We start from the raw sequence: 22,336 nt of genomic DNA, 5'->3' as shown, positions 1-22,336 counted from the left end.
ACAATTGCGGCGAACTGTATTGGTATGGAGAGCCATACAATGACCGTGCACACCGCCGGCAGCCGGACCCTCGACGTCATGGCGGCCATCCGCGGCCGGATCGCCGGCCGCGCCCTTGCGCCGGGCGACCGGCTTCCCTCGATCCGGCGCTTCGCCGCCACGATGGACGTTTCGCCCTCGACGGTCGTCGAGGCCTATGACCGCCTCGCCGCGGAGGGGCTGATCCGGGCGCAGCGCGGCTCCGGCTTCTACGTCGCCAATGCCGCAAAGCCGCCCTTGAAGCTTTCGGCGGAAACGCCGAAGGCGCGGGCGGTCGATCCGTTCTGGGTGTCGCGCCAGGCGCTCGATGCGGACGAAGCCGTGCTCAAGCCCGGCTGCGGCTGGCTACCGGCGGACTGGATGCCGGACGAGGCGCTGCGCCGCGCCATCCGCAGCCTCGCCCGCAGCGACAGCGACGTCCTTGCCTATTACGGCAGCACGCGCGGTTCGCCCGCCCTTCGCCGCCTGCTGCTCGGCCGGCTGGCCGAGGACGGCATCGAGGCGGGGCCGGACAACCTCATGCTGACCAATACGGGCACGCAGGCGCTCGACCTGATCTGCCGCTTCCTGCTGCGGCCGGGCGATACGGTGCTGGTCGACGACCCCTGCTATTTCAATTTCCAGGCCCTCCTGAAGGCGCACCAGGTGACCATGGTCGGCGTGCCGTACAGCCCGTCCGGCCCCGACGTCGCCGCCTTCGAGGCCGTGCTCGGCGCGCAGCGTCCGCGGCTTTACATCACCAATTCGGCGATCCACAACCCGACCGGCGCGACGATCTCGCCGCAGGTGGCCCACCGGTTGCTGAACGCCGCCGCGGGCAGCGACATGACCATCGTCGAGGACGAGATCGTCGCCGATTTCGAACCGGAGCCCTCCACAAGGCTCGCCGCGCTCGACGGGCTTTGCCGCGTCATCCGCATCGGCAGCTATTCCAAGACGCTCTCCGCCTCGGCGCGCTGCGGCTATATCGCCGCCCGGCCGGACTGGATCGAGGGGCTGGTGGACCTGCAGATCGCCACCAATTTTGGGGGCCCGAACCCCATCTCCGCCGAGATCATCGCGCATATGCTGTCCGGCGGGGGCTACCGCAAGCACATGGAGGAGCTGCGCCGCCGGCTCGTCCGAACGCGGCGCGAGACGGTGGAGCGGCTGCACAGGCTCGGCATCGAGCCGTGGCTGCTGCCGCGCGGCGGCTTCAATCTCTGGTGCCGGCTGCCGGAGGGGCTCGATTCGGCGCTCGTCGCACAGGCCGCCGTTTCCGAAGGCGTAGTTCTCGCCCCCGGCAATGTCTTCAGCCTTTCGCAGGGCGCCGCCGGCTTCATGCGCTTCAACGTCGCCCACATGCTGGAGCCGCGGGTCTACGAGGTTCTTGCAAGAGCCATGAAGGCGACGCCCTGACGCGCGAACGGCGGATGCCTGGTTCGCCGGAACAAACCTGTCATGCCGGCATTCTTCCCGCATTCGAACGGGAGTGTGACGGTGGCGCCGAGAGCGAACTGGAAAGGTTTCCTGAAGGTGGGCGAACTGGTGTGCCCGGTCGCGCTCTATACCGCCGCCTCGACGAGCGAGCGCATCTCCTTCCACATGCTCAACCGCCGCACCGGCCACCGGCTGCACCGGGAATTCGTCGACAGCGAGACGGGCAAGGTGGTGGAGCGCGAGGACCAGGTGAAGGGCTACGAGGCCGGCGAGAACGACTATATCGTGCTCGATGCCGAGGAGGTCGCCTCGGCAGTGCCGGAGAGCGACAAGACGATGGACATTGCCGCCTTCATCGCCTGCGGCGAGATCGACGACCTCTATTTCGACAAGCCCTATTATCTTGCCCCGTCCGACCGCCACGGGCAGGAGGCCTTCACGCTGATCCGCGAGGGCATGAAGGCTCGGAACGTTGCGGCGCTGGCCGAGACGGTGCTGTTCCGCCGCGTCCGCACGCTCATCATCCGCCCGCATGGCGAGGGCCTCGTCGCGACCACGCTCAATTACGACTACGAGGTGCGCTCGGCCGACAAGGCCTTTGCCGACATTCCCGCCATCAAGCTCAAGGGCGAGATGCTGGAGCTTGCCGAGCACATCATCGGCACGAAGAGCGGAAGTTTCGATCCCAAGGCTTTCGACGACCGCTACGATGCCGCGCTCGCCGAGGTGGTCAAGGCGAAGATAGAGGGCCGCAAGATCAAGCCGGTCAGGCCGAAGGCCGAAGGCAAGGTCGTCGACCTCATGGAAGCGCTGCGCCAGAGCGCCGGCAAGGACGCCAAGCCAAAGAAGAGTGCCAGCGCGAAGAAGGCCGCACCCGCGCGCAAGCCCGCGGCTAGCCGGCGGAAGGCAGGGTGACGATGGCGACGCTGGACGTCTACCGCCAGAAACGCGACTTCAAGGCGACCTCCGAGCCGAAGGGCAGGAAGGGCCGCAAGTCCGGCCACAGCTTCGTCATCCAGAAGCACGACGCCACGCGGCTGCATTACGATTTCCGCCTCGAAATGGACGGCGTCCTGAAGAGCTGGGCGGTGACGCGCGGGCCGAGCCTGGTGCCGAGCGAGAAGCGTCTTGCCGTGCATGTGGAGGACCATCCGCTCGACTACGGCGACTTCGAGGGCACGATCCCCAAGGGCGAATATGGCGGCGGCACGGTGATCGTCTGGGATCGCGGCACCTGGAGCCCGATCGGCGACGCCCGCAAGGCCTATGCCAAGGGTCATCTCGAATTCGAGCTCGACGGGGAGAAGCTGCACGGCCGCTGGCATCTGGTGCGCATGCACGGCAGGCCCGGCGAAAAGCGTGAGAACTGGCTGCTGATCAAGGGCGACGACGAATTCGCCGTGCCGGAGGGCGAGGACGACCTTCTCGATGAGCGGCCGGAATCGGTGAAGACCGGGCGAACGATCGATGATGTCACCGGCGAAAGCCCCGGCTGGTCCTCCAGGACCGGGCGCATCCGCAAGTCGGGCAGCAAGGCCAAGGCGAAGGTAGCGGAGCCCGAGGCGACGACGGCGACCGCGCCGGATCCCGCAAGTCTCAAGGGCGCGCGCAAGGCGAAACTCCCCGACTTCCTGCCGCCGACGCTGGCGACCCTTGCCGCCGCCCCGCCGCCGGGCGAGCGCTGGCTGCACGAGATCAAGTTCGACGGTTACCGTCTCCAGGCGCGCATCGAGGCCGGCCGGGTCAAGCTCCTCACCCGCAGCGGGCTGGACTGGACGAAGAAGTTCGGCAAGGCCGTGGTTTCGGCCTTGCGGGACCTTCCGGTCGGCACGGCGCTGATCGACGGCGAGCTGGTTGTCGAAAGCGGCGCGGGCGCATCCGACTTCTCCGCCCTCCAGGCTGATCTCAGCGCCGGGCGCGACGACCGGTTCGTCTTCTATGTCTTCGACCTTCTCTACCTCGACGGCTACGATCTCACCCCCCTGCCGCTGGAGGCGCGCAAGGCGCTGCTCGAAAAGCTCGTGCCGGGCACGGACGGCGGCATCCTGCGCTACAGCCAGCATTTCGACGAGAACGGCGCGCTCGTGCTGCGCCACGCCTGCCGCCTCAGCCTGGAAGGCGTGGTTTCGAAACTGCGCGACGCGCCCTATCGGGCCGGACGCAGCAAGAGCTGGATCAAGTCAAAGTGCTCGGCCCGGCAGGAATTCGTCATCGGGGGCTACGTGCCCTCCACCGTCTCGCGCCAGGCGATCGGCTCGCTCGTGCTCGGTGTCTATCGCAACGGCAAGCTCGATCCCGTCGGCCGCGTCGGCACCGGCTTCAGCGCGTCCGTCGCCGCCGATCTCTTCCGCAAGCTGAACCGCATGCGCACGGACGAAAGCCCGTTCGGGCGCAGGCTGACGGCCGAGGAGGCCCGGCAGGCGCGCTACGTGCGGCCGGAACTGGTGGCGGAAGTGGAATTCCGGGCCTGGACGGCGGACGGGCACCTGCGCCATGCTTCCTTCCGGGGCCTGAGGGAAGACAAGCCCGCAACGGAGGTCGTCGCCGAAGCGCCAAGGTCGAAAGCAACTGCAACCCCCAAGGCCGAAAAGCCGCAGCGCCGCACCGTGCGCCTCACCCATCCAGACCGGGTCTACTGGCCCGACGAGGGCGTCACCAAGGAAGGACTGGCGGATTATTATACCGAGGTCTGGCGCTACATCGCGCCGCATATCGTCGGCCGGCCACTCGCGCTCCTGCGCGCGCCCGGCGGCATCGACGGCCAGACCTTCTTCCAGAAGCACGCCTGGAAGGGCATCAACGCCAATATCGTCGAGGTGCAGGACCCCGCCGAGAAGGACGACGAGCCCTATGTCGCGATCAACGATTTCGACGGGTTGATGGGACTGGTGCAATCGGGCACGCTGGAAATCCATCCCTGGGGCTCGACGCTTGCCGACTGGGAACGGCCGGACCGGATCATCATGGACCTCGACCCCGGCGACGGCGTCGACTGGCAGGCCGTCATCGACGCGGCGGAGGAGACCCGCAAGCGCCTCGAAGGCGCGGGGCTCAATGCCTTCGTCAAGACATCCGGCGGCAAGGGCCTGCATGTCTGCGCGCCGCTCAAGCCCTCCGCGCGCTGGCCGGCGGTCAAGGCCTTCTGCAAGGGGATCGCCGACGCGATGGCCAAGGACAGCCCCGACAAATATGTCTCGACCATCACCAAGTCGAAGCGGCGCGGCAAGATCCTCATCGACTACCTGCGCAACCAGCGCGGCATGACGGCGGTGGCGCCCTATTCCACCCGGGCGCGCCGCGGCGCGGCCGTGTCCATGCCGCTCGCCTGGAGCGAGCTCAATGCGGACATCGGCCCCGCCTATTTCACCGTGAAGAACACGCCGACGCGCCTTCAGGCGCTGGACGCCGACCCGTGGGCGGATTTCGCCGAGGCCGCCAAGCCGCTGAAGGCGAAGGGCTGACTACTTGCCCTTGCCTTCCGCCTTGATACTCTTGCGCAGGGCGTCCATGATATTGATGACATTGCCGGACGTGGGCGGCGGCGTCTTCGCCTTGGCGGGGCGCTTGCGGCCCTTCTTCTTCGCGGCGATGATGTCGAGCAGGCGATCCTGCACCGGATCGTCCGCCATCTTCGGGTCCCATGCCTTCGTGCGCTCGCGGATCAGCGTCTTGACCAGCGACAGGGCTCTGGATTCGGGCTTTGCCTCTTCGAGCCCGGCGAAATAATCGTCCTGCGCGCGCACCTCGTCGCCGTAGCGCAACGTCCACAGCACGATGCCCTTGCCGCGCGGCTCCAGCATCACCGCGCGCTCGCGGCGATAGAGCACGAGCCGGGAGATGCCGACCGTCCCGGTCGCGGCCATGGCTTCGCGGATGACGGAGAACGCCTCCTCGCCGACGGCGTCGTTGGGAACGAGGAAATGCGGGGAATCGTACCAGATCCATTCGATGGATTCGCGCGGCACGAAGGTCTCGATGTCGATGGTGCGCGTGCTTTCCAGCGCCACCGCCTCGATCTCCTCGTCTTCCAGGATCACGTAGTTGTCCTCGCCGCGCGGATAGCCCTTCACCTCGTCGTCCTCGTTGACTGCCTTCCCGGTCACGGCATCGACATAGCGGCTGACGACCGGATTGCCGGTCTTGCTGTTGAGCGTGCGGAAGCGGACCTTGTCCTCCTGCGAGATGGCCGGCGACATCGCCACCGGGCAGGTGACCAGCGAGAGCTTCAGATAGCCCTTCCAGAAGGCGCGCGGCGCCATCAGCCTTTCTCCTCGATCGGCAGATGCTTCGACATGGCGAAACGCTCGGCGAACGCGATGTCCTCCTGCGTGACGATGGGGATGGGGTCGGAAAGGATGGCGAGGAGCGCCTCGCGCGAAATGGAATCATCCTCCAGCACCTCGATCAGGGCGCCACGGGTCTGGCGCTCGGCACGCAGCAACGCCGCCAGCGCCAGTATCAGCCGATCCTTGTTGTCCATGGGACGAAACCTCCGGGGAACGCGTTCACACCTCTAATGCGGCATCTCGCAGGGAGTTCCCGGAACATTCGGCAGGCAAGGCGGTTCGGTTCGGGAACCGACAAGAAGGGGCGAACGATGACCCTGACCGCGCTGGCGCTCAACTGCACCCTCAAGACCGGAACCGCGAAGGATCCTTCCTCGACCGACCGCATGCTGAAGCTTCTCGCGGCGGAAATGGAACGGCACGGCGTGACGACGGAGTTCCTCCAGCTCGCCGACCACGACATCAAGCCGGGCGTCACGTCCGACGAGGGCGAAGGCGACGCATGGCCGGGCATCCGGCAGAAGATCCTCGATGCCGACATCCTCGTCATGGGCACGCCGATCTGGATGGGCCAGCCGTCGAGCGTCTGCAAGCGGGCGCTGGAGCGGATGGATGCCTTCCTGGAGGAGAAGGACGACAAGGGCCGCATGGTCTCCTACGGCCGGGTCGCCGCCGTTGCTGTCGTCGGCAACGAGGACGGCGCGCACCATGTCTCGGCGGAGCTCTTCCAGGCGCTGAACGACGTCGGCTTCACCATACCGGCCAATGCCGTGACCTACTGGGTCGGCGAGGCGATGGGGTCGGTCAATTTCGTCGACCTCGAAGAAATCCCCGAGGTGGTTCGATCGACGCTCGACCTCGTTGCGCGCAACACGGTGCATGTCGCGCGCCTCCTCAGCAACAAGGCCTATCCCGGCGAAGGAGAATGACGATGGCAAGGAAGAAGGAGAAGTGGTCGCAGGACGTGACCGAGAACAGCGATGCCATGGACCTGAAGGAAGGCGTCTTCAAGCAGGACAGCGCGAAGAAGATCGCCGATTCCCTCAAGAAGTCGGCCGAGAGCAGCCAACGGCGCAAATCGAGCCCTTTCCGATCGGCCATGTCCATGCTGACATTCTACATCAACCGGGCCGGCGACCAGCTCTCCGGCAAGCGCCGCCAGACGCTGGAAAAGGCCAAGGACGAATTGCGCAAGGATTTCGGCACGACGCCGAAACACGGCAAGTGAGGGCGTAATGAAACAGCCGGAAACCCTTTTCCTTCCCCCAAGCGAATGGGTGCCGAACCACCCCTTCCTGCCGGTCCTCGTCTACCGTGACGTGTTCGACGGCGGGGAGAAGGACCCGGCCCGCGCCTTCGAGCAACTTTTCCACGATGCGGGATGGCAGGGGCTCTGGCGCAACGGCGTCTTCTCCTACCAGCACTATCATGTCGGCGCGCACGAAGTGCTCGGCATTGCCGCCGGCAAGGCGGAACTCCTGATCGGCGGGCCGGGCGGCAAAAGCCTCGACGTGCGGTCCGGCGATTGCCTCGTGCTGCCCGCCGGCACGGGCCACATGCGGATTTCCGCCAGCGGGGATTTTCTCGTCGTCGGCGGCTATCCGCCCGGCCAGCATGCCGACATCGAAACGGCGGCGGCCACGCCAGGCGAGCTCCAGGTCATCGCAACCCTGCCCATTCCGAAGAGCGACCCGCTCTACGGCACCGGCGGCCCGCTCGTTTCCCTCTGGCGCGAAAGCCTCGGGGGCTAGCCACGCGCCGGGCGGGGACGGGGCTACGCCACGGGTGGCCCGGCATGGCGGCGGAGAAGGTACTGCCGGTCGTCGAGGGTCGAGCAAAGAACGGCAAGGACGATGCCGATGCCCGCGCCGAGCAGGGTATCGAGGACGCGCTCCGGGACCATCGCCATCCCGGCGGCGTGGGGCGCGGCAAGATAGCTCATGAGAAGCGCCATCGGCGTCACCAGGACCTGGCCGAGGCCGTAGTTCGAGCCGATGATCATCTCGGTCGCAAATTGCAGGACGGCCAGGAGCGCGATCACCGTCCAGACCGAGGGCGCCTGCTGCAGGATCAGCCAGACGAGGATGGCCCCGGCGACGGTTCCGAGCGTTCGCTGCAACGCCCGGTTCATGCTGATATGCAGATGCGTGCCCTGCATCACGGCCATCGCCCCGAGCACGGCCCAGGCGGGATGGGGCGCGCCGAGGGCGTGGGCAGCAAGGGCCGCGACGGCCGAACCGAAGGCGATGCGGAGGGCCGCGGCGATGCGATGGCTTGCCGGCCGCAAGGGCTCTGCGGGAAAGCCGCCCTCCCCGTCCGCCTTGTGGCGGAATCTCTCCGTGGCGCTGCAAACCAGCCAGGCGAGCAGGGCGACGGCCGCGGTCGCAAGGACACGTTCCATGACCTCCTCTCCCGGGACGGCATGTCCCATCGAGGCGCCCGCCGCGAAGGCGAAGATGAGCGCACCGGGCAGGCCGAACCGGCCGGTGGCGACGACGAAGAAGAACAGCCCGGACGCCATTGCCAGCAGGAGGAGCTGGACGATGTCGGACACCCCGGACCAGGCCGCAACGGACATGGCGAGGACGCCTGCGGTCTGCCACAGCGCGCATTGCAGCACGATCCGGCTCCGCCCGCCCCGCGGCGCAAAACGGCCGAACAGGGCCACCAGCGAACCCAGCGAGGCAAAGCCGATGAGATGCGGCCAGGGCGAGAGATGAACGAGCGGAAGAGCGATGAGTGCCGTCAGCGCCGCCTGCAATCCCGCCAGCGCGGAATTGCGCAGGGACGGCTGGCCCGACAGCGCCATGCTTTCGCGGAATTGCCGCGAGCGCAGAAGATGGCGGGTGGCGTCGATGCGGCGCGCCGGGATCGATACGTCCTCGACAGTCATCGGGATTTTTCCTCGCGGCGGCGCGCCTGCATGGCGGAAAGCCGCTCCTCGATCCTGTCGAAATGGCGAAGCATGGCGGCAAGGTCGGCGTCCGTGATGTCCGCCAGCATCTCTTCCTCGCCCTTCGCCAGCTCCCGGCGAATGGCGGCGACCCGCTGCTCGCCATCGGCGGTGAGGTAGATCAGCCTCGCGCGGCTGTCGCTCTCGTCGACGCGGCGTTCGGCGAGCCCCTGCCGGCAGAGGATGTCGAGCAGGCGCACCAGGCTGGAGCCATCGATGCCGACCAGCGCGGCCAGCTCCTTCTGGGTCACGCCGCCGCCGGTCTCCTGGAGATGGATCAGCGGCGCCCAGGTGGCGTCGGAGAGGCCCGCTTCGGCAAGACGCTCATCGAGCGCCTTCCGCCAGCGGCGGGCGAGCAAGGAGAAGCGGATCCCGAAACGGGCGCGCGGAGAGGAGGATATGGAGGTCATGGGCGGAGTAAACCACAGGATAATTTGATTTGCAATTCAAATTATATATACATGCTATTCCGCCGAACGGCCGCGGGGACGCTGCGCGGACTGCGCCGCGCAACGTCAGGCCTCAAAGCAGGCCGGCGGCCGTCATCAGTTCCACGACCTTCTTGTTGTCGAGCGTGGAGGCCTCCACCTTCGGCGCATCGAGGTCCTTCAGCGGAACGAGCTTGGGATTGGACTCGCCGGCAACAGCATATTCATAGGAATCGCCATCGCGCAGGATGGACTGGCCGCCCTTGCCCGCGATCCACTTCAGGAAGGCCTGCGCCTCCTTCTGGTGCTTGCCGGACTTCAGCACGCCGCCGCCCGAAATGCTGACGAATGCGCCCGGATCCTGGTTCCTGAAGTAATGCAGGGCGACGTTGCCGCTGTTTTCGCCCGTCTTGGCCTGGTCGCCGAACCAATAGTAATGATAGATCACCGCGCCTTCGATCTCGCCGGCATTGACCGCCTTCATGGCGATGCTGTTGCCCTTGTAGGGCGTCGCGTTTTCCTTCATCGCGCCGAGCCAGTTCGCCGTCGTCTCCTCGCCCTTCAACTGCAGCAGCGCGCCCATGATGGCCTGGAAGTCCGCGCCGGCCGGCGAGGCGCCCCAGCGGCCCTTCCAGGCGGGATCGGCGAGGTCGAGCAGCGACTTCGGCAGCTTGTCCTCGGTGAGCTTCGTCCTGTCATAGGCGAAGACCGTGGAGCGGGCGGCGATGCCGGTCCACATGCCGTCCGCCGGACGGTACTCCGCCGGCACCTGGTCGAGCGTCTCCTTCTCGACGGGGGCGAAACGGCCGGCCTCGTCGAGCAGCACCATCGCCGGGGAATTCTCCGTCAGGAAGACATCGGCGGGAGAAAGGTCGCCCTCCTCCAGGATCAGGTTGGCGAGCTGCATGTCGCTGCCCTTGCGCACCACGACCTTTATGCCCGTCTCCTTCGTGAAAGCCTCGATCCAGGCATTGCCGAGCGCTTCGTGCTGGGCGTTGTAGACCACCAGCTCCTCCGCCCCCTGCGCGCGGGCGACGGGCGCAAGGGACATGGACGCCGCGAGCGAGAGCGCCGCCAACACCATCGGGATCGACTTGGTCATGTTCTTCTCCTTCACGAGATGTGCCGTATCGCCCGTCGCTACCAGAATCGGCGGGGCCGAAAAACTATCCATTCATACTCCACTTATAGCACGCCGGTCCGGACGAGTCCCCTGCGCGGCGCGCGAATTTCGCCGCCGCAAGTCACCGAAAACGCGTGCGGCATCACAAACCATTGCGTTTTACTCAAGAAATCCTTAGGGCAGGGTCAGGCCGCCTGTCGTCACCGGGACGATAGGGGCCGCCTCCTTGTCATGGCATGAAGGCACGAGCCTTGTTGCAGGAAAATACAGCGCAAACCCTCGACGGGGCCTGGCCGGCGGCGCGCAGGCGGCGCACCGCCCGCATCCCCTATGCGCCCGTCGTGGCGCTGGCCATGCTGGTGGCGCTGTTCAGCCTCGTTCCGCTCGGCTTCATCGCCCTCGTGACCTACGACGTCGGCTGGGAAACGGTCAGGGCACTCGTCTTCCGCCCCCGCGTCGGGGAACTGGTCCTCAGCACGATCTATCTGGAGATCTTCACCATCCCGCTGTCGATCGCCGTCGCCGTCGGGCTCGCCTGGCTGACGGAACGCACCGACATCCCCTTTCCCCGCCTCTGGGCCTGGCTTGCGATAACGCCGCTGGCCGTGCCGGCCTTCGTCCACAGCTATGCGTGGATCAGCCTCGTGCCGAGCATGCGGGGGCTGGCAAGCGGCGTCTTCGTCGCCGTCCTCGCCTATTATCCGTTTCTCTATCTGCCGGTCGCCGCGGCCCTGCGCCGGCTGGACCCGGCCGTGGAGGACGCCGCCGCCTCGCTCGGCCATGCCCCCGCCGCGGTCTTCTTTCGCGTGGTCCTTCCGCAGCTTCGCATCGCCATCTGCGGCGGCTCGCTGCTGATCGCCCTGCATCTCCTGTCGGAATACGGCCTCTTCGCCATGATCCGCTTCGACACGCTGGCCACAGCCATCGTCGACCAGTTCCAGTCCTCCTACAACAGCCCCGCGGCCAACATGATCGGCGGCGTGCTGGTGACGGGCTGCCTGCTGCTGCTCGGCCTCGAGGTGCTCCTGCGCGGCAACGAGCGCTATGCCCGCGTCGGGTCCGGCGCGGCAAGGCCGACGGATCGGCGCAGGCTCGGCCGGCTCAGGCTGCCCGTCATGCTGCTGCCGGCCGGCCTTGCCGCCCTGACGCTCGGCGTGCCGCTCACCACGCTCTGCCGCTGGCTCTGGCTCGGCGGGCTCGACATCTGGACGGGCGGCGTGGCGCGTGCGGTCCTGCAGACCGTCGTCCTCGCGCTGGCCGGCGGCATCCTGGCGACCCTCGCCGCCATTCCCATGGCCTGGCTTTCGGTGCGCGCACCCGGCCGGCTCCAGAGGCTCCTCGAAGCCTGCCACTACTATATCGGCTCGCTGCCCGGCGTGGTGGTCGCGCTGGCGCTGGCATCGATCACGGTTCGCTTCCTGCTGCCGCTCTACCAGACCTTCGCCATGCTGCTGGCCGGCTACATCCTCCTCTTCCTGCCGCGCGCGATGGTCGGGCTGAGGGCCAGCATCGCACAGGCGCCCGTCGAGCTGGAGCGGGCGGCGATGGCGCTCGGGCGCACGCCCGGGCAGGCGGTGCGGCAGGTCACCCTCCGGCTCGCCGCGCCGGGCGCCGCGGCCGGCATCGCCCTCGTCGCGCTCGGCATCATCAACGAGCTGACGGCAACGCTCATGCTGGCGCCGATCGGCGTGGAGACCCTCGCCACGCGTTTCTGGTCGCTGACAAGCGAGATCGACTATGTCGCCGCCGCGCCCTACGCGGTCATGATGGTGGCGCTCTCCCTGCCGCTCACACTGCTGCTTCACGCTCAATCGAAGAGGACGACCGGCCAATGACGCTGCTCGATCTGGAAGACATCAGCCGGCGCTACGGGACGGTGCAGGCGCTGGACCGGGTCAACCTGTCGGTCATGGCCGGCGGCCGCACGGCGGTGGTCGGCCCTTCGGGATCGGGCAAGACGACGCTCCTGCGCATCATCGCCGGCTTCGAATTCCCCGATACCGGCCGCGTGCGCTTCGACGGCAAGCTGCTTGCCGACGGTCCGGCCGGCATTCCCGCGCACAAGCGCGGCATCGGGATCGTCTCGCAGGACGGCGCCCTGTTCCCGCATCTGAGCGTCGCCGACAACATCGCCTTCGGTTTCGAGCGCGGCGCGACGGACCGGACGCGGCGCATCGCCGAGCTCCTCGAAATGGTGGAGCTCGATGCCGCGATGGCGACACGCCGGCCGCACCAGCTCTCCGGCGGCCAGCAGCAGCGCGTGGCGCTCGCCCGCGCGCTGGGCCGCCGGCCGCGCCTGATGCTGCTCGACGAGCCTTTCTCCGCCCTCGACACGAGCCTGCGCGAGAACATGCGCAAGGCGGTGGCGCGCGTGCTCCATGCGGCCGGCATAACGGCGATCCTGGTGACCCACGACCAGTCCGAAGCCCTCTCCTTCGCCGACCAGGTGGCGGTGCTGCGCGCCGGCCGGCTCGTCCAGGCGGGCGCGCCGCAGACACTCTATCGCCAGCCGCGCGACCGCGAGACGGCCCTGTTCCTCGGCGACGCCGTGCTGCTGCCGGCCATCGTCCGCGACGGTTTCGCCGATTGCGCGCTCGGCCGCGTGGCCGTCGACGGCAACCACACGGGCAAGGCGGAGATCATGCTGCGGCCGGAGCAGATCCGCGTCGCCGTCGAGGACGTGACGCCGCTGAACGGCGGGCGCGTGGTGGATGTGCAGTTCGGCGGCGCCGTCTGCACCATATCCGTCGCGCTCGCCGACGCGGCGCTTCCGCCGATCACGCTGAAGACCTCCAGCGTCGCCCTGCCGGCGGCCGGCAATCTCGTGCGCCTCGACGTCACCGGCAAGGCGCATGTCTTCGCCTAGCCGCCAGCCGTCTGCCCGCAATCCGCATCATCCCGCTCACATCACGGCTTGGCAGCCGCCTGGTGCCTTCTGCCGGCCCCGGCCTTTCCGGCGGGATTCGGCGTCCCTCAGCGCTGACGGGCGAAGGCCCACCTAGTGCTTGGCCTCCTGAAGGATATTGCCCCCGTCCACGACGAGAACCGCGCCGTTGATGTAGCTCGCCTTCGGGGAAGCGAGGAAGGCGACCGCGGCCGCGACTTCGCCCGGCCGGCCGGCCCGCCCGCACGGCGTTGCTTTCGCCGCACGGCGCTCCTCCTCCGTGGAGGCGCCGGTGTCGATCCAGCCGGGAGCGACGGCGTTGACCGTCACGCCGCTCGGGCCGGCTTCGAGCGCCAGCGCATGGGTCATGCCGACCATGCCGGCCTTGGCGGCGGAATAGGCCGTCTCGCCGCGATTTGCGACATAGGGGCCGGTGACCGAGGCGACGTTGACCACGCGGCCATAGCCGTCCGCCAGCATGTCCGGCAGGTAGATGCGGGTCGCGAGGAAGGCCGTCTTGAGGCTGACCGAGATGCCGCGGTCCCAGTCCTCCTCCTCCAGCTCGACGAATTCCCGCTGGAGCGCCGGCTGGGCGAGGCTGCCCATGCCCGCATTGTTGACGAGCACCGCCGCCGGCCCCGTCTCCTGCCGCAACGCCGCGACCGCCGCCCTGGAGGTCAGGTCGCAGAGATGGCCGGTGGCGGAAAGACCCGCGGCCCGCAGTTCCTCGGCGCGGGCAAGGATACGCGCGCTGGTCGCCACGAGATGGACGTGGAAGCCCTCCTCCGCGAGGCTGCGTGCGCAGGCGAAGCCGATGCCGTCTTCGGCGCCCGCGCCGGTGATGATTGCCGTCTTGCGCTGCATGTCGGTCTCCTCAGTAGCCGGCGGTCACGCCGAAATCGATCGAGAGCGCCGCACCCGTGATGGGCGCCGCATCCTTCTCGCAGAGGAAGGCGACCATGCGCGCGATCTCTTCCGGCCGGATGAAGCGGGCGGCGGCCTGCTGGGGATAGTTCGACAGGAGCTTCGCCTTGTAGCCGTCCGGATCGCCGCCACCGTAGCGCTCGGCCTGGAACTCGATCATCGGCGTCGCGACATCGCCGGGGCAGACGGCGTTGACGCGGATCTGGCGCGGGGCCAGTTCAAGGGCCAGCGCCTTGGTCAGCAGCACGAGGCCGCCCTTGGAGGCGCAGTAGATGGACGCGCCGTTGTTGCCGACAAGGCCGGCATCGGACGCGATGTTGACGATGGAGGCACCGGCTCCGAGGTGCGGGATCGCCGCCTGGATGAGGAAGAACGCCCCCTTCAGGTTGACGTCCATGACGACGTCCCAGTCCGCCTCGGTCATCGACACGGCCTCGCCCTCGCGCCAGACGCCCGCGGAATTGACCACCACGTCGAGCCGCCCGCGCCAGGCCATGACAGCCTCGACCGCGGCCGCGCAGGCGGCGACCTTGCTGATGTCGAGCGGCACGGCGAGCGCCTCGCCGCCGCCGGCTTCGATCTGTTCCACGGCTGCCGTCAGGCGCCCGGATTCAAGGTCCGCGACGGCGACCGCAAAACCATCGGCGGAAAGCCGCGCGGCGATTGCCGCCCCCATGCCGCCGGCTCCGCCGGCGATCAGCGCTACGCGTTTGTTGTCTTCCATGCCTGCTCCTCGCTGAATTCGACTTGCGGGCAAGAAGACGGACCGCCGCGGCCGTAGTCAACAGCAGAGTTCGCATGGCCCCATGCGATCACCGCACGATTACTTCAGAGCTGATGCAGCACGAAGGGCTTGCCCTCGATCGCCTCGACCCGCATGCGGAAGCCGAAGACGGCCTCCAGCGTGTCCGGCGTCAGGATGTCGGCGGGCGCACCGTCGGCAACGATACGCCCTCCCCTCATCGCGACGATCCGGTCGGCATGGGCGCTCGCCTGGTTGATGTCGTGCAGCACGATGACGACCGTCTTGCCGTTCGCATCGGCGGCGGCGCGCAGCGAGCGCATCAGCTCGCGGGCATAGTACATGTCGAGATTGTTCAGCGGCTCGTCGAGCAACAGGTAGTCCGTCCCCTGCGCGAAGGCCATGGCGACGAGGGCGCGCTGGCGCTGGCCGCCCGAAAGCGTCTCGATGAAGCGGTCCGCAAGGTCGGTGAGGTCGAACCTCGCGAGCGCCGCGTCGATGACGGCGTGGTCGGCATCGGTCAGGCGGCCACGGCCATGCGGGAAGCGGCCGAAGCCGACCAGCTCGCGCACCCGGAGGCGGCTTGCCACCGTCGTGTCCTGCCGGAGGATGGCGACGACCTTCGCAAGCTGGCGGCCGGGCGTCGTGTGCACCGGCAGCCCGTCGATCTCGATTTCGCCGGCCTGCAGCGGCTGGAGGCGGGCGACGAGGGACAACAGCGAGGATTTCCCCGCGCCGTTCGGGCCGATCAGCGCCACGACGCCGCCCTTCGGGATGATCAGGCTGACATCGCAGAGGATCGGCGCCGTCCGGTGCCTGAAGGAGACGTTTTCTATCCGGATCATTTGCGGCTCCCGAGGAACAACAGGAGGAGGAAGACGAGCCCGCCGACGAATTCGATGACGACGCCGAGCGCCGTCGCGTTGCCGAGCGCGTGCTGGAAGAGCGTCTGCCCGCCGACGAGCACGACGATGCCGGCAAGCCCGGCCGCCGGCAGCAGCACGCCGTGCCGGCGGGTCCCGACGATGCGCTCGGCCAGCGCCGCCACGAGCAGGCCGAAGAAGGCGACGGGGCCGACGAGCGCGGTGGAGACGGCGACGAGCGCCGAGACGAGGAGGAGCAGGCCCGTGACCGTCCCCGCCCAGCCGATGCCGAGCCCCGTCGCCGTATCGGGCCCGAGCGAGACGACGTCGAGCACATGGCGCGACCGCCAGGCAACGACGGCGGCAACGGCCGTCACGATAGCGGCGAAGACGAGGAGATCCGTGCGCACGGCGTTGAAATTGGCAAAGCTCGCCGTCTGCGCCACGGCGAACTCGTTGGGATCGATAAGACGGGCGAGCAGGGCGTAGAGGCTGCGGAACAGGACGCCGAAGACGACGCCGGCAAGCAGCATCAGCCCCATGTCGAGCCGGCTTCTCAGCATGGGCAGAAGCAGCGCGGAGGCGAGCGCCATGAGCAACAGAACCTCGATGCCGAACTTCAACTGCGGATCCAGGGCGACATAGCCGATGCCGCCGAGCAGGAAGATCATCAGCATCTGGCCGAAGAGATAGAGCGCATCGAGGCCCATGACCGAGGGCGTCAGGATACGGTTGCCGGTGACGGTCTGGAAGATCACCGTGGAAAGGGCGATGGCGACGCCGACCTGGACGAGCGCCGCGAGCTTGAGGAGGCGAAGCTCCAGCACGAAGGCGATGTTGCCCCTGAGCCCGATCGCCAGGAACGCGGCGATGCAGAGCAGCGCTGCGGCGGCAAGGACGAGAAGGCGGCGCTCAGCCATGGGTGCCGCGCCGGAAGAGAAGCCAGAGGAAGATCGCGCCGCCGACCACGCCCATGACGGTTCCGACCGGGATCTCGTAGGGGTAGCGGATGAGACGCCCGGCGATGTCGCAGGCGAGCACCAGCCCCGCTCCGCCGGCCGCCACCCAGCCGAGCGTGCCGCGCACATTGTCGCCCATCAGCCGCGAGACGATGTTCGGCACCGCAAGGCCGACGAAGGGGATCATGCCGACGACGACCACCGAAAGGGCGGTGATGACCGAGACGATGACGAGGCCGATCTGCATCATCCGCGCATAGTCGATGCCGAGCCCGACGCTCGCCTCGCGTCCGAGCGCCATGATGGTGAGCCGATCGGCGACGAACCAGGCGACGGCCACCATCAGTGCCGAGATCCACAGCAGTTCGTAGCGCCCGCGCAACACACCGGAGAAGTCGCCGTTCGTCCAGACGGAGAGATATTGCAGGAGATCGGCCTGCCAGGCGGCATAGGTCGCCGCCGCGCCCACGACACCGCCATAGACGATGCCGAAGAGCGGCACGAGAAAAGGCTGGGCCGGCGGCAGGCGCTGCGCCGTCGCAAGGAAGACGGAGGTGCCGAGAAGGGCCGCGCCGCCCGCGACCAGCGTCTTCAGCGGCAGGGCCGCGGCGGGAAAGAACAGCGTGACGAGCAGGATGCCGAGCTCCGCGCTCTGCGCCGTGCCGGCCGTCGCCGGCTCGACGAAGCGGTTGCGCGAAAGCGTCTGCATGATGAGGCCGGCAATGGCGAGGCCCGCGCCGCACAGGATGGCGGCGAGCGTGCGCGGCAGGCGGCTGACGACGAGGAGCTGCAGCGCATCCGGGTCGGAAAGCACCCTGCCGAGCGGCAGCGGGCTGACGCCGACGGCAAGGCTGAGCATGAAGAGCGCCGCGAGCGCGAGGCCCGCAAGCACGGTCATCCGGAGAGAAGGTTGCGAAACGGCGGCAGTCATGGGGGAGGGTTCAGGCGGCCTGGGCCGGGCAGGTCCGGCGGTCTGCTGTGTCAGGCATGGCTTTCCCCTCGCATCCGGGTGGCACCGAAGCGCCCGTCAAAAACATTACGTCCTTACTCATGTTTCCTCGGCAAGGGAAGCCGCCCATTCTGTCGCAGCGCCGGCCCTTATCTTTTCCTTATGCCGCCCGCGCGCCTTCCCAATCGAAACCTGACCCCCGCCGGGCCTAGTCTTCTGCCAGCAAAACAGGAGAACGGACATGTCCGATGTCATCTTTCTTGCGCTTGGCTGCGGCGCGTTCATCGTCCTTGCCGCCTATGCCCGCGCGCTCGACCGGCTGTGAGGCGGCGATGATCGAACCCCTCTTCGGCCTTCTCGTCGCCGTCGCCCTCGGCGTCTATCTCGTCGTCACGCTGCTTCGGCCCGAACGCTTCTGAGCCTCCAGGAGAATCCCATGACCATGATCGGGTGGCTACAGATCGCCCTCTTCTTCCTTGCGGTGCTGATCACCATCAAGCCGCTCGGCCTCTACATGGCCCGCGTCTTCTCGGGCGAGCGCACCACGCTGTCGCCGGTTTTCGGGCGCCTCGAAACGGACCTCTACCGCCTGTCCGGCATTTCGCCGGACAGGGAACAGGGCTGGCTCGCCTATACGCTCTCCATGCTGGTCTTTTCGCTCGCCGGCTTTGTCGCGCTCTACGCGATCCTCCGGCTCCAGGCCTATCTGCCGCTCAACCCGCAGGGCTTTGCCGGCATGGCACCGGACCTTGCCTTCAACACGGCGGTCTCCTTCGTCACCAACACCAACTGGCAGAACTACGGCGGCGAAACCACGCTCAGCCATTTCAGCCAGATGGCGGGCCTGACGGTGCAGAACTTCCTCTCCGCCGCAACGGGCATGGCGCTGGCCGTGGCGCTGACGCGGGCGCTCGCGCGCTCCAGGGCCGCGACGCTGGGCAATTTCTGGGTGGATATGACGCGGGCGACGCTCTACGTGCTCCTGCCGCTGGCCCTCGTGGTGGCGCTCGTCTTCGTCGCCATGGGCCTCCCGCAGACGCTGGACGCCTCCGTGACGGCGACGACGCTGGAAGGCCCCGGCCAGACCATCGCGCTCGGCCCGGTCGCCAGCCAGGAGGCGATCAAGCAGCTCGGCACCAATGGCGGCGGCTTCTTCAACGCCAATGCCGCCCACCCGTTCGAGAACCCGACGGCCTTCTCGAACTATCTCAACATCTTCGCCATGCTGTCGATCTCGGCCGCGCTGGTCTACACGTTCGGCGAACTCGTCGGCAATCGCCGGCAGGGCTGGGCGCTCGTCAGCGCCATGGCGATCCTGCTGATCGCGGGCGTCGCGACCGTCTACTGGGCGGAAGCCGCCGGCAACCCGATCCTCACCGCGCTCGGCGTCGATGGCGCGAGCGGCAACATGGAGGGCAAGGAAGTGCGTTTCGGCCAGGCCATGACGGCGCTCTATGCCGCCGTCACCACCGGCCTTTCCGATGGCGGCGTCAACGCCATGCACGGCTCCTTCACCGGGCTCGGCGGCCTCGTGCCGATGTTCCTGATGCAGCTCGGCGAGGTGCTGCCGGGCGGGGTGGGGTCCGGCCTCTACGGCATGCTCGTCTTCGCGCTGCTCGCCGTCTTCGTGTCCGGCCTGATGGTCGGCCGCACGCCGGAATTCCTCGGCAAGAAGATCGAGGGCCGCGAGATGAAATATGCCATGCTCGCGGTGCTCGTCCTGCCGCTCGCCATCCTCGGATTCACCGCCGTTTCCGCCATGCTGCCCTTCGCCGTCGCGAGCATCGGCACGCCGGGGCCGCACGGCCTGTCGGAAATCCTCTATGCCTTCACCTCGACGGCCGGCAACAACGGCTCGGCCTTCGGCGGGCTTTCGGGCAATACGGTCTGGTACAACACGACCCTCGGCATCGCCATGCTGCTCGGCCGCTTCGCCTATGTCGTTCCGGTCATGGCGATCGCCGGCGCGCTGGCCGCCAAGGTCAAGGCACCGCCGTCGGCCGGCACCTTCCCCACGGACGGGCCGCTCTTCGTCGGCCTGCTGATCGGCATCATCCTCATCCTCGGCGGCCTGCAGTTCTTCCCTGCGCTCGCCCTCGGCCCCATCGTCGAGCACTTCGCGATGCTCGCCGGCCAGACCTTCTAAGGAGAACGCCATGTCCAGGGACCATCACGCCCAAAGCCTTCTCGACCCCGCAATCCTGCTGCCGGCCGCACGCGACGCCTTCGTCAAGCTCGATCCCCGCCGGCTCGTGCGCAACCCGGTGATCTTCGTCACCGAAGCGGTCGCCGCCGTCGTGACCGTGCTCTTCCTGCGCGACCTCTTCACGGGCGGCGCGGAGGCCGGCTTCTCCGGCCAGATCGCGGCCTGGCTCTGGTTCACCGTGCTCTTCGCGACCTTCGCGGAGGCCGTCGCGGAAGGGCGCGGCCGGGCGCAGGCCGACAGCCTCAAGCGCACGAAATCCGAACTGACCGCCCGGCGGCTCACGGCCTCCGGCACGGTGGAGACGATACCGGCCACCACTCTGGCCGTCGGCGATGTCGTGCTCGTGGCGGCCGGCGAACTGATCCCCGGCGACGGCGAGGTGATCGAGGGCGTCGCCTCGGTCAACGAGAGCGCCATCACCGGCGAATCCGCCCCCGTGATCCGCGAATCCGGCGGCGACCGCTCGGCCGTGACAGGCGGCACGCAGGTGCTCTCGGACGAGATCAGGGTGAAGATCACCATCGCGCCCGGCTCCTCCTTCGTCGATCGCATGATCGCGCTCATCGAGGGCGCGCAGCGGCAGAAGACGCCGAACGAGATCGCGCTTTCCATCCTGCTCTCCGGCCTCACGCTGATCTTCCTCTTCGTCTGCGTCGCCATCTGGGGCCTTGCCGGCTATTCCGGCACGGTACTGACGGTGACCGTGCTCGCCGCCCTCCTCGTCACGCTGATCCCCACCACCATCGGCGGCCTGCTCTCGGCCATCGGCATTGCCGGCATGGACCGCCTCGTGCGCTTCAACGTCATCGCCACCTCGGGCCGGGCGGTGGAGGCGGCCGGCGACGTCGATACGCTGCTGCTCGACAAGACCGGCACCGTCACCTTCGGCAACCGCATGGCAAGCGACTTCCTGCAGGCCCCCGGCGTTTCGCAGGCCGAGCTTGCGGAAGCCGCGCTCCTGGCCAGCCTTTCCGACGAAACGCCGGAGGGCCGTTCCATCGTGGCGCTCGCCACGGGCGAATTCGGCGCATCCATGCCGCAGGCCCGCTTCGACGCCGTGATCGCATTCACCGCCGAAACCCGCCTTTCCGGCGTCGACGTCGCCGGCCGCCGGCTGCGCAAGGGCGCGGTCGATGCCGTGCTGCGCTTCGCCGGCGTCGCGCAAGGCGCCGCGCCGGACGAATTCCACCGCGCCGTCGAGACGATCGCCCGCAGCGGCGGCACGCCGCTCGCCGTCGCGGACGGAGATCGCCTCCTCGGCGTCATCCACCTGAAGGACGTGGTGAAGCCCGGCATCAAGGAGCGCTTCGCGGCGCTGCGCGCCATGGGCATCCGCACCGTGATGGTGACGGGCGACAACCCGGTCACCGCCGCCGCCATCGCCTCGGAAGCCGGCGTCGACGATTTCCTCGCCCAGGCGACGCCCGAAGACAAGCTCGCCTATATCCGCCGCGAGCAGCAGGGCGGCCGGCTCATCGCCATGTGCGGCGACGGCACCAACGACGCCCCCGCCCTCGCTCAGGCAGATGTGGGCGTCGCCATGCAGACCGGTACCCAGGCGGCCCGCGAGGCGGCCAACATGGTCGACCTCGATTCCAGCCCCACCAAGCTCATCGAGATCGTCGAGATCGGCAAGCAGCTCCTCATGACGCGCGGATCGCTGACCACCTTCTCCATCGCCAATGACGTGGCGAAATATTTCGCGATCATCCCGGCGCTGTTCGTCGCGACCTATCCGGCGCTCGGCGCGCTCAACGTCATGGGCCTTGCCTCGCCGCAATCGGCCATCCTGTCGGCCGTCATCTTCAACGCGCTGATCATCGTCGCGCTCATTCCCCTGGCGCTGCGGGGCGTCGCCTACCGCCCGGCGGGCGCGGCCGCGCTCCTGCGCCGCAACCTCCTCGTCTACGGCCTCGGCGGCCTGATCCTGCCTTTTGCCGGCATCAAGGCTATCGACCTTGCCGTCAGCGCCCTACATCTGGTGTAATCATGCTGAACCAACTTCGCCCGGCCATCACCCTCGTCCTCGCCCTGACCGCGCTTCTCGGGCTTGCCTATCCGCTTGCCGTGACGGGTGTCGCGCAGGCCCTGATGCCACAAGCCGCCGATGGCTCGCTGATCGAGAGGAACGGAACCGTCGTCGGCTCCGCCCTGATCGGCCAGTCCTTCGCGACGGACGGATATTTCTGGCCGCGCCCTTCGGCGACCGGACCGGACGCCTACAACGCCGCCGCCTCGTCCGGTTCCAACCTCGGCACGACCGCCGCGAAGCTCAAGGCGCGCGTCGCGGCCGATGTCGAGCGGCTGAAGGCGGCGGGCATCGCCACGCCCGTACCCGCCGACGCGGTGACGACGTCGGGCTCCGGCCTCGACCCGCACATCTCCCCGGCCTTCGCGCGCGCGCAGGTCGCGCGGGTGGCAAAGGCCCGGGGACTGTCCGAGACGGATGTGGCGACCCTCGTCGAAAACCGTATAGAAGGCCGGCTTTTCGGATTCATCGGCGAGCCCCGGGTGAACGTGCTACAGCTCAACCTGGCGCTCGATGCGCGCGGCACATGAGA

General features: G+C 68.0%; 22 protein-coding genes. 12 read left to right on the top strand and 10 right to left on the bottom strand.

Going from position 1 to position 22,336, the window contains the following annotated elements; translation table 11 throughout:
• The first annotated feature begins 39 nt into the window (after positions 1 to 39).
• From L0976_RS13315 to ligD, 3 genes are all read left to right on the top strand, one after another.
• Positions 40 to 1,437 (top strand): PLP-dependent aminotransferase family protein, encoded by a 1,398-nt coding sequence (locus L0976_RS13315; protein WP_233290583.1) that lies wholly within the window; start codon positions 40 to 42, stop codon positions 1,435 to 1,437.
• 81 nt (positions 1,438 to 1,518) lie between these two features.
• Positions 1,519 to 2,373 carry a Ku protein gene (locus L0976_RS13310; RefSeq protein ID WP_234187808.1) on the top strand — a complete coding sequence of 285 codons (855 nt, stop codon included), beginning with the start codon at positions 1,519 to 1,521 and terminating at the stop codon, positions 2,371 to 2,373.
• Between the two features lie 2 nt (positions 2,374 to 2,375).
• The gene (gene ligD, locus L0976_RS13305; protein ID WP_234187807.1) at positions 2,376 to 4,919 is read left to right on the top strand and encodes a DNA ligase D; all 2,544 of its coding nucleotides are present in this window, start codon (positions 2,376 to 2,378) and stop codon (positions 4,917 to 4,919) included.
• On the opposite strand, the gene L0976_RS13300 is transcribed toward ligD, so the two are convergent.
• Positions 4,920 to 5,717: a Ku protein gene (locus L0976_RS13300; RefSeq protein WP_234187806.1), complete on the bottom strand. Its 798-nt coding sequence runs from the start codon at positions 5,715 to 5,717 to the stop codon at positions 4,920 to 4,922. It lies immediately after the preceding gene.
• Positions 5,717 to 5,938: a hypothetical protein gene (locus tag L0976_RS13295; RefSeq protein WP_233290582.1), complete on the bottom strand. Its 222-nt coding sequence runs from the start codon at positions 5,936 to 5,938 to the stop codon at positions 5,717 to 5,719. The genes L0976_RS13300 and L0976_RS13295 overlap by 1 nt, the downstream gene beginning before the upstream one ends.
• Positions 5,939 to 6,055: 117 nt before the next feature.
• Here L0976_RS13295 and L0976_RS13290 point away from each other — a divergent pair, with 117 nt between their 5' ends.
• From L0976_RS13290 to L0976_RS13280, 3 genes are read left to right on the top strand one after another with little or no spacing between them, the layout of a single operon-like run.
• Entirely contained in the window at positions 6,056 to 6,673 is a 618-nt protein-coding gene (locus L0976_RS13290) for a flavodoxin family protein (protein WP_234187804.1), read from the top strand.
• A 2-nt stretch (positions 6,674 to 6,675) separates the two neighbouring features.
• The gene (locus tag L0976_RS13285) at positions 6,676 to 6,972 is read left to right on the top strand and encodes a DUF3175 domain-containing protein (RefSeq protein ID WP_234187802.1); all 297 of its coding nucleotides are present in this window, start codon (positions 6,676 to 6,678) and stop codon (positions 6,970 to 6,972) included.
• Positions 6,973 to 6,979: 7 nt separating this feature from the next.
• Complete coding sequence (locus L0976_RS13280) at positions 6,980 to 7,495, top strand: cupin (protein ID WP_203315785.1); 516 nt, start codon at positions 6,980 to 6,982, stop codon at positions 7,493 to 7,495.
• 23 nt (positions 7,496 to 7,518) lie between these two features.
• On the opposite strand, the gene L0976_RS13275 is transcribed toward L0976_RS13280, so the two are convergent.
• The 3 genes from L0976_RS13275 to L0976_RS13265 all read right to left on the bottom strand — a co-directional run bounded on the left by L0976_RS13275 (position 7,519) and on the right by L0976_RS13265 (position 10,227).
• Positions 7,519 to 8,637, bottom strand: a complete 1,119-nt coding sequence (locus L0976_RS13275) for an FUSC family protein (RefSeq protein WP_234187801.1) — start codon at positions 8,635 to 8,637, stop codon at positions 7,519 to 7,521.
• On the bottom strand, positions 8,634 to 9,107 hold the full coding sequence (locus L0976_RS13270; protein WP_203315783.1) for a MarR family winged helix-turn-helix transcriptional regulator: 474 nt from the start codon (positions 9,105 to 9,107) through the stop codon (positions 8,634 to 8,636). Before L0976_RS13270 ends, L0976_RS13275 begins: the two co-directional genes overlap by 4 nt.
• A gap of 112 nt (positions 9,108 to 9,219) precedes the next feature.
• The gene (locus tag L0976_RS13265) at positions 9,220 to 10,227 is read right to left on the bottom strand and encodes an iron ABC transporter substrate-binding protein (protein WP_234188018.1); all 1,008 of its coding nucleotides are present in this window, start codon (positions 10,225 to 10,227) and stop codon (positions 9,220 to 9,222) included.
• A gap of 374 nt (positions 10,228 to 10,601) precedes the next feature.
• On the opposite strand from L0976_RS13265, the gene L0976_RS13260 reads away from it, so the two are divergent.
• Both L0976_RS13260 and L0976_RS13255 read left to right on the top strand, forming a co-directional pair.
• Complete coding sequence (locus L0976_RS13260; protein WP_233290591.1) at positions 10,602 to 12,083, top strand: iron ABC transporter permease; 1,482 nt, start codon at positions 10,602 to 10,604, stop codon at positions 12,081 to 12,083.
• Positions 12,080 to 13,114 carry an ABC transporter ATP-binding protein gene (locus tag L0976_RS13255; RefSeq protein WP_203315780.1) on the top strand — a complete coding sequence of 345 codons (1,035 nt, stop codon included), beginning with the start codon at positions 12,080 to 12,082 and terminating at the stop codon, positions 13,112 to 13,114. Before L0976_RS13260 ends, L0976_RS13255 begins: the two co-directional genes overlap by 4 nt.
• A 132-nt stretch (positions 13,115 to 13,246) precedes the next feature.
• Here L0976_RS13255 and L0976_RS13250 read toward each other — a convergent pair whose 3' ends face one another.
• The 5 genes from L0976_RS13250 to L0976_RS13230 all read right to left on the bottom strand — a co-directional run bounded on the left by L0976_RS13250 (position 13,247) and on the right by L0976_RS13230 (position 17,518).
• On the bottom strand, positions 13,247 to 13,996 hold the full coding sequence (locus L0976_RS13250; RefSeq protein WP_234187800.1) for an SDR family NAD(P)-dependent oxidoreductase: 750 nt from the start codon (positions 13,994 to 13,996) through the stop codon (positions 13,247 to 13,249).
• 10 nt (positions 13,997 to 14,006) lie between these two features.
• A complete protein-coding gene (locus tag L0976_RS13245) occupies positions 14,007 to 14,780 on the bottom strand; it encodes an SDR family NAD(P)-dependent oxidoreductase (RefSeq protein WP_234187797.1) in 774 nt (257 codons plus the stop codon).
• Positions 14,781 to 14,884: 104 nt separating this feature from the next.
• On the bottom strand, positions 14,885 to 15,643 hold the full coding sequence (locus tag L0976_RS13240) for an ABC transporter ATP-binding protein (protein ID WP_234187795.1): 759 nt from the start codon (positions 15,641 to 15,643) through the stop codon (positions 14,885 to 14,887).
• Positions 15,640 to 16,581 (bottom strand): iron chelate uptake ABC transporter family permease subunit, encoded by a 942-nt coding sequence (locus tag L0976_RS13235; protein WP_203315776.1) that lies wholly within the window; start codon positions 16,579 to 16,581, stop codon positions 15,640 to 15,642. The genes L0976_RS13240 and L0976_RS13235 overlap by 4 nt, the downstream gene beginning before the upstream one ends.
• Positions 16,574 to 17,518 carry an ABC transporter permease gene (locus tag L0976_RS13230; protein WP_233290581.1) on the bottom strand — a complete coding sequence of 315 codons (945 nt, stop codon included), beginning with the start codon at positions 17,516 to 17,518 and terminating at the stop codon, positions 16,574 to 16,576. Before L0976_RS13230 ends, L0976_RS13235 begins: the two co-directional genes overlap by 8 nt.
• A 350-nt stretch (positions 17,519 to 17,868) precedes the next feature.
• On the opposite strand from L0976_RS13230, the gene kdpF reads away from it, so the two are divergent.
• From kdpF to kdpC, 4 genes are read left to right on the top strand one after another with little or no spacing between them, the layout of a single operon-like run.
• Entirely contained in the window at positions 17,869 to 17,988 is a 120-nt protein-coding gene (gene kdpF / locus L0976_RS13225; RefSeq protein WP_233290590.1) for a K(+)-transporting ATPase subunit F, read from the top strand.
• A 17-nt stretch (positions 17,989 to 18,005) separates the two neighbouring features.
• Entirely contained in the window at positions 18,006 to 19,715 is a 1,710-nt protein-coding gene (kdpA, locus tag L0976_RS13220) for a potassium-transporting ATPase subunit KdpA (protein ID WP_234187793.1), read from the top strand.
• A 10-nt stretch (positions 19,716 to 19,725) separates the two neighbouring features.
• Positions 19,726 to 21,762 carry a potassium-transporting ATPase subunit KdpB gene (gene kdpB / locus L0976_RS13215; RefSeq protein ID WP_234187792.1) on the top strand — a complete coding sequence of 679 codons (2,037 nt, stop codon included), beginning with the start codon at positions 19,726 to 19,728 and terminating at the stop codon, positions 21,760 to 21,762.
• Between the two features lie 2 nt (positions 21,763 to 21,764).
• Positions 21,765 to 22,334 carry a potassium-transporting ATPase subunit KdpC gene (gene kdpC, locus L0976_RS13210; protein WP_234187790.1) on the top strand — a complete coding sequence of 190 codons (570 nt, stop codon included), beginning with the start codon at positions 21,765 to 21,767 and terminating at the stop codon, positions 22,332 to 22,334.
• Positions 22,335 to 22,336: the final 2 nt, after the last annotated feature.

The organism is Shinella sp. NM-101 (assembly GCF_021401195.1).
Classification (GTDB): Bacteria; Pseudomonadota; Alphaproteobacteria; order Rhizobiales; family Rhizobiaceae; genus Shinella.
Note: the sequence above shows the minus strand (reverse complement) of the source record. Positions and strands in the feature narration are given on the sequence as shown.